Genomic DNA, 14,273 nt, shown 5'->3' on the forward strand with positions numbered 1-14,273 from the left:
GAATGACATGACGGACGACTTACAGCCCATGCCCGATGACTGGACGAGAGCACTGGCCGTCGTGGCCCACCCCGACGACATGGAGTTCGGCAGCGCCGGCGCCGTGGCCGCCTGGACCGGCGCCGGCAAGCAGGTCGGCTACCTCCTGCTCACCCGCGGCGAGGCGGGCATCGACTCGATGCCGCCGGACCAGGCGCGCAAGGTGCGGGAGGAGGAGCAGCGGGCGAGCGCCGCCATCGTCGGCGTCTCGTCGGTGGAGTTCCTCGACCATCCCGACGGCGGGATCGAGCACTCCCCCCGGCTCCGGCACGATCTGGTGGCGGCGCTGCGCCGGCACCAGCCCGAGCTGGTGATCACCTTCAACCACCACGACTTCACCTTCACCGGCAAGTGGAACAGCCCCGACCACCGCGTCACCGGCCGGGCCGTGCTGGACGCGGTCCTCGACGCGGGAAACCGCTGGATCCTGCCCGACGCCGGGGCCGAGCCGTGGGGCGGCGTCAAGTACGTGGCGATCGCCGGTTCCGTCCGGCCGACGCACGCGGTGGACGTGACCGGATACCTGGACGCGGCGCTGGCCTCGGTCGAGGCGCACGCGGCGTACCTGTCGGCGCTGGGGGTGCCGCCGGGCGGCGCCCGGGTGCCGCTGGAGGGGTTCGTGAACGCCGCGGGTCAGCGGTTCGGCGGCCGTCCGGCGGTGCCGTTCGAGCTGATCTCCTGCTGAAACGCGGCCCGGCCCGGCCCGCCGCGCGCGGACCGGGCCGGGGGCGGCTCCGTCAGTTGACCTCGTCGACGTACTCGGCCAGGCGCTCCTCGTCCACGACCAGGAACGGGTCGGAGGTGGGCAGGACCAGGCCGGCGTCCTTGAATCGTTTGAGGAAGAATCCGACGCGCGACCGGGTGGTGCCGACCATGCCGGAGAGTTCTTCCTGGGTGATGCGCTCCTCGATGGCCCGCACATTCGGGGCACGGCGCTTACCGATCTTTCTCGATAAGCGCAGGAGAACGGAGGCCAGGCGCTGCTCGCTGTCCATCGTGACCATTGTCGCGATCACTTCCTGCTGTTCCCGCAGGCGTAGCGCGAGATAGTCGATGAACCCGTCCATGAGTTCGTTGTCGGCCATGGCGGCGCGGAAGCGGGCGGCCGGGATGCGACGCACCCAGGTGGTCCGCATGGCGGTGGCCGTCTCGCTGCGCTCGGCCCCGAGCAGGGAGGACTCGCCGAAGATGTCGCCGGCGGTGAAGATCGAGAGCAGGCATTCCTTGCCGCAGCGCGCGTACATCTGGGTCTTGACCTGGCCGCTCTCGATCACGTAGATGTTGCTGTCGCGCTGGCCGCAGTTGTAGATGTTGGCGCGTTTCGGCACCCGGATCGAGCAGGCGCCCGACGTTTCCTGGGAGATGAAGGAGCGGAGCCCGGCTCTCAGTCGCGCAGCGTCGGATGGCTTCATTTACCCCGCCCCTCGGAATTCATTTCATGTTGTCGTTGCCCCTACCCATCAATCGACTGATTAACAAGCTGCCCCATAATTCTCTGACATGTCCGGAGAATTGCCTGGAAGCAAATTTCGGCCGTTATCGGACCGCGGCGGCGTCAATAAAGTCCCGGGCCATATCCATCAACTCCGGGTCACCCTTGAACAGCGATATGTGGTCGCCGTGCGCCCGCAGATGCAGGACGGCGTCCGGCAGCGCCGCCGCCACCGCCTTCGACCCCGCCGGGTGGGCGGTCTCGTCGTCGTGACTGGAGACCACCAGGACGGGCCGGTCGATCCCGGCCAGCCACGGGCTCACGTCCGTCGTCATGATCTCGCCGTTCAGTCGGCAGTAGCGGTGCAGCAACTCCGGCGTCGCGTACGGGTAGACCACCAGGTGCGCCAGGTCGGGCGGCACCGAGGAGAGCATCGTCTGGCAGAGCACGGGATGGATGGCGGCGGCCCGGTCGGGGCCGGCCGCGGCCATCTCCATGAGCGCCACCAGGTTCTGCTGGTGGTGGGTCCGGTCGGCGCCCTTGACGGCGGCGAAGTCGCCGTGCCACAGGCTGAGCGAGCCGACGCGGGCGGGATCGAGGTGCGCGGCGGCCAGGCCGATGACGGCTCCGCCGCACAGGCACATCAAGTGCGCGCGCCGGACGCCGAAATGGTCCATGACCGCGAAAAGGTCGCCGGCCTGCGCCGTCACCCCCACGTCCGGCGGCTCCGCCGCGGAAACCGGCCCGAACAACTCGCGGGTCTCCCAGGTGAGGACGTGATGGGTGCGGGACAGGAACCGCATCCACTGCTCGCACAGACGGGCCGGCATGCCGCAGGCGGCCACGATCACGACGGCCGGGGCCTGCGGGTCGCCGGCCGCGTAGGCAGGCAGCGGCGGGCCCCCGTCCGCCCGCGCGACCTCCTCGCGCGTGCACAACCCCTCGAAGCCGTCCCGCGCCGCGCCATCTACGACCTCGTCGACGGTGTCCGGCGGCAGGTCCTCGCCCATGCCGTCGCGCAGCGCGAGATGGTCGCTGACCAGGCGTTCGAAGGTGTCGAGCGAGTCCTGGTCGGTCAGGGCGAAGTCCGGTGCGCCCAGCCGTCGGGTCACACGGCCCAGGAGGGAGGCGAGGCCGGGCGGGCCGGCCAGGCGCACCGGATGCCGCAGGACGTCCGCCAGCGGCCGCGCGTCCTGCACGGCCCGGGTCAGACGTCTCAGTTCGGCGGCCACGAGATGATCACCGCATTCCGTGGGTTGTCAGAAGGCGCGCGGGTCGCCGCGTGCTGTGGGCGGGCAGAGGTCGGGTGGCCGGAGGGCGAACGGGTCGCCGCGCGCCGTGGGCTTCGGGAGGTCACGGCGGGCCTCATCGGGTGGTGAAGGGATGGCCGGTGGTGGTGGCCGTGGCGATCCGGTTGTTCGGGTTGGTGTTCTGCCCGGTGACCAGGACGGCGCCGTACCGGTCCAGGCTGACCCGGCCGCCGTACTCCTCGATCTCGTCGGTGTCCGGGTAGACGTCGACCTTGGTCGGGACGTACCGGGCGGCGAACCCCAGGCGCATCTCGTCGGTCAGGCCCTTGTGCGGCAGCGAGGCGTGCATGAGCGTCGACCAGAACAGGATGGCCTCCCCCGGCCTCATCACCATGGAGACGGCCTGCGACTCGTCGGGCTTCCAGTCGGGGTCGATCTGCAGGTCGCGGTAGTCGTAGCCGAAGAAGCCGCGCCGGACGCCGTCCTTATCCTCCTTGTTGATCTTGTTGGGGTCGTAGTGCATGCGCTTGGTCTCGTCGTAGAACATCGTCTCGTGGGTGCCGGGGATGAACTGCAGGCACCCGGTGTCCTCGTTCGCCTCGGTGAAGGCGGTCCAGACGGTGATGGTGCCGCCGAACTCCTCCGCCTGCGGCCAGACGATCTGCGGCTTGCCGGAGGCGTTGGCGAAGGTGTCGGCCTGGTGCCAGTCGGTGCCCTCGTCCCCGGGGTACTTGGGGAAGAACTCGGTGCGCCAGCAGAGCACGTCCGGGCCGAGCACGCTGACCACGCGGTCCACGATCTGCGGCCGGCTGATGTGGTCGGCCAGGAAGGGCGAGTCCAGGTGCCGGTCGTAGTTGGAGATGTTGGTGTTGCCCGAGGCGGCGTCGTCGCGGTAGACGGCGTTGCTGCGGTCCATGAGACGCATGCGCTCGCGCCGCCAGTTCTGGCGCATCTCGTCGATCTCGTAGACCTTGAACGGGCCGAAGTAGCCCTGGGTGTGGAAGCTCTTCAGCTCCTCCGGGGTCATCGAGTACTCGCCCCGGACGGTGGTCTCGTGCATGGGTCTATCCCCTCACGGTCAGTCGTTCCTCGACGCAGGAGGCCAGGGCGGCGACCGACGCCTCCTCCTCCAGTTCGCGTCCCGTCAGCTCCAGCCCGAAGCGCTCGTTCACCTGGGCGATGATGCGGGTCATCGCCAGCGAGGTCGCGCCCAGGTCGAACAGGTCCACCCGGGGTGGCACCTCGTCGCGTTCGAGCACGTCCTCGGCGATGCGCTGCACGACCTTGGCGGCCGACGATGCCTGCGCGGACCTGGCCAGAGCGGCGCGGTCCGCCTTTCCCTGCGGCGTCATGGGGATCTCCGACACGATGTGGTAGGTGGACGGGCGGGCGTGCGCCGGCAGCCGGTTCGCGGCCCGCTCGGTGAGCTGGTCGATCAGGTCCGGCCCCGGATCGCCGTCCGGCACGACGAAGGCCAGCAGCCGGACGTCGCCCTCGCCGTAGTCGCGGTGGGCCACCACCGCGTGGGCGACCCCCGGATGGCCGAGCAGGCACAGCTCGATCTCCCTGGGCTCCAGGCGGAACCCGCGGACCTTGATCTGGTCGTCGGACCGCCCGAGGTAGGCGTACTCGCCGCCGGGCAGGCGGGTGACGACGTCGCCGGAGTCGTAGCGGCGCCCGCCGTCCGGCGTGATCCTGAACCGCTCGGCGGTCAGCTCGGGCCGGTCCAGGTAGCCGCGGGCGAGCCCGGGGCCGGAGACGTGCAGGTTCCCCGTGGTCGCCGGGCGGCCGTGCTCGTCGAGCACGTCGAGGCGCAGGTCCGGGATGGGCACGCCGATCGGGCTCAGCTCCGGGTGGTCGAGGTCGGCCGCGCGGACGCGGCGGTAGGTCACGTGGACGGTGGTCTCGGTGATGCCGTACATGTTGACGAGCTGCGGGTGCTCGTCGCCGTAGCGGTCGATCCACGGGGCCAGCAGCTCGACGTCCAGCCGCTCGCCGCCGAAGACGATCCGGCGCAGCCGGTACGGCGACGGCTCCTCCTGCCGGGCGTCGGCCGCCACCAGGTGCCGGAACGCGGAGGGCGTCTGGTTCAGCACGGTGACGCCCTCCGCCACCAGCAGCCGGCGCAGCGACTCGGGCGACCTGGCCACCTCGGCCGGGACGATCACCAGCCGGCCGCCGTACAGCAGCGCGCCCCAGAGCTCCCACACCGAGAAGTCGAAGCTGACGGAGTGGAAGAGCGTCCAGACGTCGTCGTCGCCGAAGCCGAACCACTGCTCGGTCCGCTCCAGCAGGCGCACGACGTTGCGGTGCTCGACCAGCACCCCCTTGGGCGCGCCGGTCGAGCCCGAGGTGTAGATGACGTAGGCCAGGTCCTCGTCGCGGGCCGTGGCCGCGGGACGTCCATCGGGCGGCTCGGTGTCGGCGAGCACGACGTCGCCGGGCAGGACGCCGCCGAGCCGGCCGGCCACCCCGGACGTCGTGACGACCGTGCGGACCCCGCTGTCCTCCAGCAGGTACGCGATCCGCCCCGCCGGGTAGCCGGGGTCGATCGGCACGTACGCGCCGCCCGCCTTGAGTATCGCGAGCAGCCCGGCCACCAGGTCGATGCCACGGTCCGCGCACAGCCCCACCAGCACGCCGGGGCCGGTCCCCGCGGCCTGCAGCAGGCAGGCCAGCCGGTCGGCCCGGGCGTCCAGGTCTCCGTAGCTGATCTCCTCGGCGCCGCAGGTGACGGCGATCCGGTCGGGGGCCTTCGCGGCGCGCTCGGCGAAGATCTCGTGCAGGCAGCGGCCGATCATGTCGCGTACATCCCCCAGTGGTGCGGGGTGAGGCCGGTGTCGTGCATGCTGCCGGGCACGAACATCCTGGCCCAGGTGCCGCCGCCGCGCTCGGGCGCGATGCGCTGCTGGAAGTACAGGTCCCGCACCTTCTCGTCCTTCACGTGCAGCGCCAGGACCTTGTAGTAGGTGCTCAGCGACTTCATGTGGATCAGCCAGTGGATGCGGTCGGCCGCGCCGAAGGCCTCCTCGTAGACGAAGACGGTGGCCTCGCCGGGCAGGTTCTCGTTGATGGACTCGGCGGCCTCGCGGGCGAACGTGCGCCCCTCGGACCGGAAGTCGTAGTCGAGCTGGGCGGTCCGGTGCAGCAGCAGGCCGCAGTTGCCCGAGTGGACGAGCTGCTCGTAGGGCTGCGGCACCTGCTCGCGGGCGCCGGGCAGCCCGGTGATCTCGCCCTGCTGCAGGTAGACGGTGGACTGCTTCTCGCGCTCGCCGTCGACCGCGGTCCCGTACATGCCCCAGAACTGCGGCAGCAGCACGGTCTCGGTCATGCTGCCGTCGACGAAGATCTCGTCCCAGCCGCTGTCGGCGGTGTTGTCGCGGTACTCGTCGTCGGAGGTGCCCATGTGCACCATCTGCTCGTAGGCGTGCAGCGAGCTGAGGTGGATCAGCCAGTGCAGGCGGTCCTTGGTCCCGAACGTCTCCTCGTACAGGAAGACGCTGGCGACTCCCACCTGCTTGGCGGTCACCATCTCGGCCATCATGCGGGCGAACTTGCGCCCCTTGGCGTGGGAGCCGTTCCTGACCTGGGCGGTCCGCTCGACGATCACGCCGGCCGTGGCCGAGTTGATCAGATCCGCCGCGGGCACCGAGGTCTGCTGCTCGGCCGGCGGGATGACGGGATTCGGGTTGGTCATCGTTCCACTCCGTCTGTCGGCTTGTTCGTCACGCTAATGAGGGCCCGCCGTGCTGCCTGCTCAATAGTGAGCAGGGGCTTCACAGCGGGATGTTGGTGTGGTCGCCGCGCAGCGGCACGGCCTTGAGCAGGGCCTCGGCGAGCCGCCGCCGGGTGCCGGCAGGCTCGATCACCTCGTCCACGACGCCGATCTCCACGGCCTTGCCGACGCCGCCGGCCTCGCGTTCGTGCTCGGCGACGAGCCGGCGGCGCAGCTCCTCGCGCCCGTCCCGCGGGCCGTCGCGCAGCTTCCTGCGGTGCAGGATGTCCACGGCCGCCTCGGCGCCCATGACGGCCACCTCGGCGGTGGGCCAGGCGTAGACCGCGGAGGCGCCCAGGGCGCGGGAGTTCATGGCGACGTACGCGCCGCCGTAGGACTTGCGCAGCACGAGCGTCACGCGGGGCACGACGGCCTCGGCGAAGGCGTGCAGCAGCTTGGCGCCGCGCCGGACCACGCCGTCCCACTCCTGCCGGACGCCGGGCAGGTAGCCGGGCACGTCCACGAGCACGACGAGCGGCACGCCGAGCGAGTCGCACATGCGGACGAACCGCGCGGCCTTCTCGGCCGCCGCCGCGTCGAGGCAGCCCCCCTTGCGCAGCGGGTTGTTGGCGATGACACCGACGGTCCTGCCGGTCAGCCGGCCGAGCGCGGTGACGAGGTTGGGCGCCCACTTCGGGTGCAGCTCCTCGCCGGGGCCGTCGAGCAGCCGGGCGACGATCGGGTGCACGTCGTAGGCGCGCCTGGCGCGTTCGGGCAGCAGGCCGCCGAGCTCGGGGTCGTCGCGGGCCTCCCAGGGGCGCAGCTCGCCCTGGCCGCCGAGCAGGGTGGTGATCCGGCGGGCGGCGGCGATGGCGCCCTCGTCGTCCGGGGCGGTGAGGTGGGCCAGGCCGCTGCGCCTGCTGTGCGGGTCGGGGCCGCCGAGCCGTTCCATGTCGACGTCCTCGCCGGTGACCTTGCGGACGACGTCCGGGCCGGTGACGAAGACGCGCCCGCTCTCGCTCATGATCACCACATCGGTGAGCGCCGGGCCGTAGGCAGCGCCGCCGGCGGCCGGGCCGAGCACGACAGAGATCTGCGGGACGGCGCCGGAGGCCCGGACCATCGCGGCGAACACCTGGCCGACGCCGTCCAGCGCGGTGACGCCCTCGCCCAGCCGGGCGCCGCCGGAGTGCCAGAGGCCGACGACGGGCGCCCGCTCCCGGACGCCGAGGTCGATGGCCCGCACGATGCGGGCGCAGCCCTCGGCGCCCATCGCGCCGCCCATCCGGCCGGGGTCGGTGGCGTAGGCGACGGCCGGCACGCCGCCGATGCCGCCGCGGGCGGCGAGCACGCCGCAGCCGTCGTCGCCGTCATCGTCGCCGGGCAGCGGCCGGAGGGTCCCGGGGTCGAAGAGCGCGCGGACCCGGTCCCGCGGGTCGCGGTTCATCCCCAGGTCACCGGGAGGGCGTGCACGCCGTACACGAACATGTCGGAGCGGAAGGGCACCTCCTCCAGCGGCACCGCGAGGCGCAGCCCCGGGAGCCGGGCGAACAGCGTGGACCAGGCGATCTCCAGCTGCGCGCGGGCCAGCAGCTGGCCCATGCACTGGTGGATGCCGAAGCCGAAGGACAGGTGCTCCTGCCGGTCGGCGAGGTCGCCGAAGCGGCCAAAGTCCAGCCGGTCCGGGTCGGCCCACACCTCCTCGTCGCGGTTGGCCGCGGCCAGCACGACGACCACGCCCTCGCCCTTCCTGATCAGCCTGCCGCCGACCTCGACGTCGGCGGTGGCCGCGCGGCGGGCGCCGTAGTCGATGACGGTCTGGTGGCGGATGATCTCCTCGATGGCGGCGGGCAGCGCCTCGGGGCGTTCGCGCAGCTCGGCCAGGCGATCGGGGTTCTCCAGCAGCGCCACGGTGCCCACGCCGATCTGGTTGGCGATGGTCTCGTAGCCGGCCACCATCAGCAGCGTGGCGATGCCGACGACCTCCTCCCGGCTGACCTTGGCCGCCTCGCGGTGGGCGCCGAGCCGGCTGAGCAGGTCGTCGGCGGGCCGCTGCTCGCGCTCGGCGACCAGCCGCTCCAGGTAGTGGCGCAGGTCCTCGCGGACCTTCATGCGCTGCTCGGGCTCCACGTTGCGGTCGCCGATGACCTTGGTGGTCTCGTGGAAGTAGTCGCGGTCCTCGTACGGCACGCCGAGCAGCTCGGTGATGACCTGGGACGGCAGCGGCAGGGCCAGCGTCTGGACCAGGTCGGCCGGCGGGCCCTGGGCGGCCATCTCGCCGACGAGCGCCTCGGTGATGCGCCGGATGGCCGGGCGCAGCGCCTCCACCCGCCTGCGGTTGAACTCCGGCAGCAGCAGGCGGCGCAGCCGCGAGTGGTCGGGCGGGTCCATCCTGATGAAGGTGCCCGGCCCCGGAGGCTGCGAGGTGAGCCGGGCCGGGAAGCCGGGGGTGGCGAAGTCGGAGCTGAACCGGGCGTCGCCGAGCACGGCGCGGGCGTCCTCGTACCGCGTCACCAGCCAGACCTCGCTCCCGTCGAAGTCCAGCCGGACGCGCGTGATGGGCCGCCCCGCCTGCAGGTCCCGGTATTCGGACGGCGGATCCAGCGGGCACGTCCTGGGGATGGGGTAGGAGTCCATGGCAGCAGCCTCGCCTCGGTGGCCGCGTACGTCTGCTCAACTGTGAGCAGGCCCGTGCGGACATGGCGATGGCGGGGCCGCGCACGGCCCCGCCACCCGGTGCGCCGGGGTCACGCCCTGGCGGCGCGTCCCTGGTTGGGCGCGGTCTTCTGGTCGGCCTTGCCCGCCTTCGACCTGCCCATGGACATGTCGCGCAGCGGGACCTCCTTCAGGAAGAGGCTGGCCACCAGGCCGATGCCGACCGCGATCGCGCAGGCGAGGAACAGGTCGCCCAGCGCGTCGGCGAGCACCGCCGGCGCGACGCCCTCGCCGCCCTGACCGGCCACGCCGAGCCGGGACGACATGATCGAGCCGAGGATCGCCAGCGAGACCGGCCCGGCGATCATCCGCCAGAACTGGATCTGGCTGGTGCCGACGCCCACCTGCTCCATCGGGATCGCGCTCTGCGTGACGGCCGTGGCCATGGGGAACGCGATGCCGATGCCGACGCCGATGAGCACCATGGCGACGATCGGCAGGCCCTGGCCGCTGTCCGGCCCGACGGCCGACAGGATCAGCAGCCCGGCGACGATGGCGGCCATGGCGAAGACGCCGAGCAGCCGGTAGCGCGGCATGGCCGTCATCGCCTTGCCGGCGATCGGGGCCATGAGCATCAGGCCGAGCATCATCGGGATCAGCAGCGTGCCGGAGTGGGTCGCGCTCACACCGAGCACGCCCTGGTAGAGCAGCGGCACGTAGAAGGCCGTGCCCATCATGGCGAACGCGGAGAAGAAGGCCACCACGGCCATGACCGACACCTGGTTGCTGCGGAACAGCGCGAACGGCACCAGCGGGTTCTTGGCCACCCGCGTCTCGACGAAGTAGAACGCCACCAGCAGCACGGCGCCGCCGATCAGCAGCGCCAGCACCTCGGGCGAGGTCCAGGCGTGCCGGTCGCCGGTGAGCGTGAGCCCGATCAGGATCGGGACGAGCCCGGCCACCAGCGTGACGACGCCGGCGAAGTCGATGTCGCGCCAGCTCGCGCCGGTGCGCACGAACGGCACGCCGATGAGCACGGCGGCGATCGCGAGCAGCCCGATGGGCACGTTGACGTAGAAGACCCAGCGCCAGCTCCAGTTATCGGTGATGAACCCGCCGAGCGGCGGCCCGATCACCATGCTGAGGCCGGAGAAGCCGAAGAAGACGCCCTGCATCTGGGTGCGGCGCTCTGGCGTGTAGACGTCGGCGAGCAGCGTGAAGACGTTGGCCATCAGCACGCCGCCGAACAGCCCCGCCAGCCCTCGCGCGCCGACGAGCTGGGGCATCGTCTGGGCCGCGCCGCACAGCCACGACGCCACCAGGAAGCCCGCCAGGCCGACGAGCAGCACCGGTTTGCGGCCGAACATGTCGCCGAGCTTCCCGGCGATCGGCACGACGACGGCGGCCGCGACGGCGTAGGAGACCCCCACCCACGCGTACAGCGACAGGCCGTGCAGGTCGGCGGCGATCCGGGGCATCGCCGCCCCCACCACCGAGACGTCGATCGACGCCAGCGCCAGGGCCAGGAGTGCGCCGATGGTGGCGAACAGCTGGCCGCGCGTACTCGAACCGGTTTGGTTCATGTCATCGCCTCCCTTGTTCTTGGCAGCCGTCCCACTTCTTCGCGGACCCATGCCGACTCCAGCCCACACGAAAGCGCCTCCCGGGTCTGCTCAACACTGAGCATCCGGGGAGCGCCCGGCTTCCTACCATCGGCCGCATGACGACGAACCCGGCAGAACTGGTCAGCGCCCGTCCGGGCGATCATGTGGCACTTGTCGTGGACGGCGAGCGCGAGCTGCGGGTGGCCGACTGGACCGCCCGGTCGGAGGAGCTGGCCGCCCGGCTGGCCCCCGTCAGGACGGCGCTGCGGCACGACGACTGGATCGGGCACGCCGTCGCCGCCGTCGCCGTGCACCTGGCCGGCGGCACCGTGCTCGGGCTGCCGCCCGCGCTGCCGGAGGACGAGGCCCGCGCCCGCCTGGCCGAGTGCGGGGTGAGCCAGGTGCTGCCCGGCCCCCTCGGTGACGCGGCGGGCACGCGGGACGACGACGTCGCCGAGATCCTCTACACCTCGGGCACGACCGGCCGCCCCAAGGCCGTGGCCGTCCCCGTCGCGAACCTCACCTACGGCCACGAGGGCCGCGGGAAGCTGTTCACCGGCGTGGACGGGGTGCTGGCCGCCGTCCCGCTGGGCACGAACGCCGGGCACAGCGCGCTGATGACGGCGATGACCGCCCCGGCGACCACGCACGTGCTGACCGACCTCGGGCCGGAGAACGTGGCCCGCATGCTGGAGAAGCTGCGGGTGCCGATGGCGATCGTCCCGCCGTCCACCGCGACCCGGATGGTGGCGCACGGCTGGCACGAGCGGTACGACCTGTCCGGCCTGCGGGCGCTCATGCTGGGCTCGGCGCCGGTGCCGATGGCCACGGTGGCCCGGCTCATGGAGGCCCTGCCGGGCGTGCGGATCGTCATCGGCTACGGCTCGACGGAGTCGGCCCCCGCCTTCGTGCACCGCCCGGTGGAGACGCCGCCCACGGAGGCCGACGAGGGCCTGCTGGGCCTGCCGAGCGCGGGCACCGAGGTGAAGGTCACCGACGCGGGCGAGATCTGCCTGCGCTCGGCCGCCCCCCGCCGCCGCTACCTGACCGACGCCGCCGCCGACGAGCGCACCTTCCGCGACGGCTGGACCCACATGGGCGACCTGGGCGAACTGGACGGGGAGGGCCGGCTGCGCTTCTTCGACCGGGCCGCCGACGTCATCACCGCCGGCGGGCGCCGGATCTCCTCGCTGCGGGTCGAGCACGCCCTGCACTGGCATCCCGAGGTGGTCGAGGCGGCCGCGGTCCAGGGGCCGCAGGGCGTCACGGCGGCCGTCGTGCTGCGCTCGCCCGTGCCCGAGGACGAGCTGCGCGCCTTCGCCGCCGACCGGCTGGACCCGGCCGAGCGGCCGGCGCGGTACGTGGTCGTGAAGTCGCTGCCGCGCGGGCCGATCGGCAAGACGCTCAAGCGCGAGCTGGCGGGCTAACCGGCGGTGGCCAGCTCGTGCAGCTTGGAGACGGTCTTCCAGTTGCGGGCGGTGGCGGTGACGCCGAGCTTCTTCTCCCAGAAGGAGTAGGACAGCTTGGTGTTGCGCACCCCGTCGGGGCACCAGACGTAGATCTCCTTGCCGACGTGCCGGAACACGTCGGGCTTGAAGGCCTCGGGGTCGAGCGCCTTGATCGGCCCGGCGTCGGGCTTGTCCGACAGGAACGTGACGAGGTGCAGGGCGTCGTCGTCGGCGACGTCCCCGAGCGGGTTGGCCTTGAGGATCTCGCCCAGCTCGGTGCCCGTCCTGGCCAGGACGGGCACCGAGACGCCCAGGTCGCGGGCGAGCGCGGCCTGGATCTCGGCCGCCGCCTTGTCGGGGCTCTTCCCGCTGGTGTAGACGACGTTGCCGCTCTGCAGGTGCGTCTTGACGTCCTCGAAGCCGAGGCCCTCCAGCAGCTTGCGCAGCTCGGCCATGCTCACCATGTTCCGGCCGCCGACGTTCACCCCGCGTAGCAGCGCCACCTGCCTGGACATGTCGCTCAACCCCTTCTGCCCGCCACCGCCTGGGGACGGAACTGCCTGATGCGCTCGACCAGATAAGCCGCGTCGTCCTTTACCCACCAGATGAGCGCCGAACCGTAGGAGTGCTGGCACTGCATGCCGAGGACGTAGAGGCCGGGGGCGGCGGTCACGCCGCGGTCCTGCGTGATGCCGCCGCCGTCGTCATGGATGGGCGCGTGCACCCAGGAGTAGTCGTAGCGGAAGCCGGTCGCCCAGACGACGGCGTCGACGTCGGCCGAGCGGCCGTCCTCGAAGCGCATCGTGCGGCCCTCGGCGTCGACCGTACGGCCCACGAGCTCGAAGCGGTGCCGCTTGGCCAGCTTCTTCAGGCTCGGCCCGACCAGGATCGTCTTCTTGTGCAGCCGGTCACGCTCGCCCATCAGCGGCTTGGCGATCAGCCCGAACTTGTCGCCCCACCAGTGCAGGCCCTTGCCCAGGAACCGGCGGCCGAAGTGCGGCAGCGGCGAGCCCTGCGACAGCAGCACGCGGCGGCCGGCGGCCAGCTCGGGCGCGATCTGGGCGCCGGAGTTCGCCGCGCCGACCACGACGACGGTCCCGCCGGGCACCTGGGACGGGTTGCGGTAACGGCCGGTGTGCACCTGGTAGACCTCGGGGTCCAGCCTGCCCGCGAGCTCCGGCACCTTCGGCACCCGGTAGGCGCCGGTCGCGATGATCACCTGCGGCGCCTCGTACGTGCCCTTCGTGGTCTCCAGCCGGTAGCCGCCCTCGATCGGCTCCAGGGAGGTGACGCGGGTGCCGAGCCTGACCGGCAGGTCGAACTCCTCGCCGTACGCCTCGACGTAGTCGGCCATCTCCTCCTTGGTGGGGAAGCGGTTCTTCCGGCCGGGGAAGCGCAGGCCGGGCAGGGCACAGTACTCGGCGATCGTGAACAGCTCCAGGGAGTCCCAGCGCTGCCGCCACGCCTCGCCGAGCCGGGGTTCCTCGTCGAGGATGACGAAGGGGATGCCGGCCTGTTTCAGGTAGTAGCCCGCGACGAGCCCGCTCTGGCCGCCACCGACGACGATCACTTCAGTGTCCATGCGGCCATCGTCGCGCGCGGGTGCGAGGCGGTCTGCTCAACACTGAGCAGTTCCTGACATGCGAGTACGCGGGGCCGAGGGCCCCGCGTACTCGACTGCGTGCAGCGCCTACTTGAGGTTGAAGTTGAGGGTGACCTCCGCCGAGCCGTCGGTCTTGGAGACGTACCCTCCCTTGCCGCTCAGCCCCTTCAGCTCCTCCGTGCCGGAGTTCGGCACGACGGACCAGTCGGCCTTGGCCACGCCGCCGTCGAAGGTGCCGGTCGCCTGCAGCACGAAGGAGCCCTTCTTGCCGCGGACGCTCCCGACGACCTTCTGCAGGCCGACGAAGCTGGCCTCGGTGTCGCTGGCGTAGGCCATCAGGTACTCGGCCTGCCCCTCGCCTTCGATGTCGCCGGTCCAGGCGTTGGTGACGTGGGCCTGAGTGAGCTTGGGCTGGCCCTTCTTCTCCTCGTAGGGCTTCTCGTCCCAACCGGTGATCTGGTACGAGCCCTTACCTTGGGTAGTCATGTCAGCTCCCTTTTTTGCTCTCTTTTTCGCTACCCCTGACC

General features: G+C 71.6%; 13 protein-coding genes. 2 read left to right on the forward strand and 11 right to left on the reverse strand.

Translation table 11 applies throughout. From position 1 onward, the window contains the following. Nucleotides 1-7 precede the first annotated feature (7 nt). Nucleotides 8-724 (forward strand): PIG-L deacetylase family protein, encoded by a 717-nt coding sequence (locus tag AB0J71_RS02040; RefSeq protein WP_364412052.1) that lies wholly within the window; start codon nt 8-10, stop codon nt 722-724. Between the two features lie 52 nt (nt 725-776). On the opposite strand, the gene AB0J71_RS02045 is transcribed toward AB0J71_RS02040, so the two are convergent. From AB0J71_RS02045 to AB0J71_RS02080, 8 genes are all read right to left on the reverse strand, one after another. Continuing rightward, nucleotides 777-1,451: a Crp/Fnr family transcriptional regulator gene (locus AB0J71_RS02045; protein ID WP_352327016.1), complete on the reverse strand. Its 675-nt coding sequence runs from the start codon at nt 1,449-1,451 to the stop codon at nt 777-779. Nucleotides 1,452-1,575: 124 nt separating this feature from the next. Continuing rightward, nucleotides 1,576-2,703 (reverse strand): alpha/beta hydrolase, encoded by a 1,128-nt coding sequence (locus AB0J71_RS02050; RefSeq protein WP_352327017.1) that lies wholly within the window; start codon nt 2,701-2,703, stop codon nt 1,576-1,578. A gap of 133 nt (nt 2,704-2,836) precedes the next feature. Beyond that, entirely contained in the window at nt 2,837-3,781 is a 945-nt protein-coding gene (locus AB0J71_RS02055; RefSeq protein ID WP_352327018.1) for a chlorinating enzyme, read from the reverse strand. A 4-nt stretch (nt 3,782-3,785) separates the two neighbouring features. After that, nucleotides 3,786-5,522: an amino acid adenylation domain-containing protein gene (locus tag AB0J71_RS02060; RefSeq protein ID WP_364412055.1), complete on the reverse strand. Its 1,737-nt coding sequence runs from the start codon at nt 5,520-5,522 to the stop codon at nt 3,786-3,788. Next, nucleotides 5,519-6,418, reverse strand: coding sequence for a DUF6039 family protein (locus tag AB0J71_RS02065; RefSeq protein WP_364412058.1), 900 nt, complete (start codon nt 6,416-6,418; stop codon nt 5,519-5,521). Before AB0J71_RS02065 ends, AB0J71_RS02060 begins: the two co-directional genes overlap by 4 nt. Before the next feature lie 79 nt (nt 6,419-6,497). Beyond that, nucleotides 6,498-7,883 (reverse strand): carboxyl transferase domain-containing protein, encoded by a 1,386-nt coding sequence (locus AB0J71_RS02070; protein WP_352327021.1) that lies wholly within the window; start codon nt 7,881-7,883, stop codon nt 6,498-6,500. Next, nucleotides 7,880-9,073 carry a cytochrome P450 gene (locus AB0J71_RS02075; RefSeq protein WP_352327022.1) on the reverse strand — a complete coding sequence of 398 codons (1,194 nt, stop codon included), beginning with the start codon at nt 9,071-9,073 and terminating at the stop codon, nt 7,880-7,882. Before AB0J71_RS02075 ends, AB0J71_RS02070 begins: the two co-directional genes overlap by 4 nt. Nucleotides 9,074-9,183: 110 nt before the next feature. Beyond that, nucleotides 9,184-10,674 carry an MFS transporter gene (locus tag AB0J71_RS02080; RefSeq protein WP_352327023.1) on the reverse strand — a complete coding sequence of 497 codons (1,491 nt, stop codon included), beginning with the start codon at nt 10,672-10,674 and terminating at the stop codon, nt 9,184-9,186. A gap of 137 nt (nt 10,675-10,811) precedes the next feature. On the opposite strand from AB0J71_RS02080, the gene AB0J71_RS02085 reads away from it, so the two are divergent. After that, on the forward strand, nt 10,812-12,122 hold the full coding sequence (locus AB0J71_RS02085; protein WP_352327024.1) for a fatty acid--CoA ligase family protein: 1,311 nt from the start codon (nt 10,812-10,814) through the stop codon (nt 12,120-12,122). On the opposite strand, the gene AB0J71_RS02090 is transcribed toward AB0J71_RS02085, so the two are convergent. From AB0J71_RS02090 to AB0J71_RS02100, 3 genes are all read right to left on the reverse strand, one after another. Beyond that, on the reverse strand, nt 12,119-12,658 hold the full coding sequence (locus AB0J71_RS02090; protein ID WP_364412061.1) for a DUF1697 domain-containing protein: 540 nt from the start codon (nt 12,656-12,658) through the stop codon (nt 12,119-12,121). The two genes, AB0J71_RS02085 and AB0J71_RS02090, sit on opposite strands and share 4 nt — an antisense overlap. Before the next feature lie 5 nt (nt 12,659-12,663). Next, entirely contained in the window at nt 12,664-13,725 is a 1,062-nt protein-coding gene (locus AB0J71_RS02095) for an NAD(P)/FAD-dependent oxidoreductase (RefSeq protein ID WP_364412064.1), read from the reverse strand. Between the two features lie 108 nt (nt 13,726-13,833). Then, nucleotides 13,834-14,232: a DUF3224 domain-containing protein gene (locus tag AB0J71_RS02100; RefSeq protein WP_352327373.1), complete on the reverse strand. Its 399-nt coding sequence runs from the start codon at nt 14,230-14,232 to the stop codon at nt 13,834-13,836. Nucleotides 14,233-14,273 lie beyond the last annotated feature (41 nt).

The organism is Nonomuraea sp. NPDC049637 (assembly GCF_040675235.1).
Classification (GTDB): domain Bacteria; phylum Actinomycetota; class Actinomycetes; order Streptosporangiales; family Streptosporangiaceae; genus Nonomuraea.

Coding starts and splice junctions, on each gene's coding strand:
- AB0J71_RS02040 (WP_364412052.1), top strand. CDS start 8: ATGACGGACGACTTACAGCCCATGCCCGATGACTGGACGAGAGCACTG.
- AB0J71_RS02045 (WP_352327016.1), bottom strand. CDS start 1,451: ATGAAGCCATCCGACGCTGCGCGACTGAGAGCCGGGCTCCGCTCCTTC.
- AB0J71_RS02055 (WP_352327018.1), bottom strand. CDS start 3,781: ATGCACGAGACCACCGTCCGGGGCGAGTACTCGATGACCCCGGAGGAG.
- AB0J71_RS02060 (WP_364412055.1), bottom strand. CDS start 5,522: ATGATCGGCCGCTGCCTGCACGAGATCTTCGCCGAGCGCGCCGCGAAG.
- AB0J71_RS02065 (WP_364412058.1), bottom strand. CDS start 6,418: ATGACCAACCCGAATCCCGTCATCCCGCCGGCCGAGCAGCAGACCTCG.
- AB0J71_RS02070 (WP_352327021.1), bottom strand. CDS start 7,883: ATGAACCGCGACCCGCGGGACCGGGTCCGCGCGCTCTTCGACCCCGGG.
- AB0J71_RS02075 (WP_352327022.1), bottom strand. CDS start 9,073: ATGGACTCCTACCCCATCCCCAGGACGTGCCCGCTGGATCCGCCGTCC.
- AB0J71_RS02080 (WP_352327023.1), bottom strand. CDS start 10,674: ATGAACCAAACCGGTTCGAGTACGCGCGGCCAGCTGTTCGCCACCATC.
- AB0J71_RS02085 (WP_352327024.1), top strand. CDS start 10,812: ATGACGACGAACCCGGCAGAACTGGTCAGCGCCCGTCCGGGCGATCAT.
- AB0J71_RS02090 (WP_364412061.1), bottom strand. CDS start 12,658: ATGTCCAGGCAGGTGGCGCTGCTACGCGGGGTGAACGTCGGCGGCCGG.
- AB0J71_RS02095 (WP_364412064.1), bottom strand. CDS start 13,725: ATGGACACTGAAGTGATCGTCGTCGGTGGCGGCCAGAGCGGGCTCGTC.
- AB0J71_RS02100 (WP_352327373.1), bottom strand. CDS start 14,232: ATGACTACCCAAGGTAAGGGCTCGTACCAGATCACCGGTTGGGACGAG.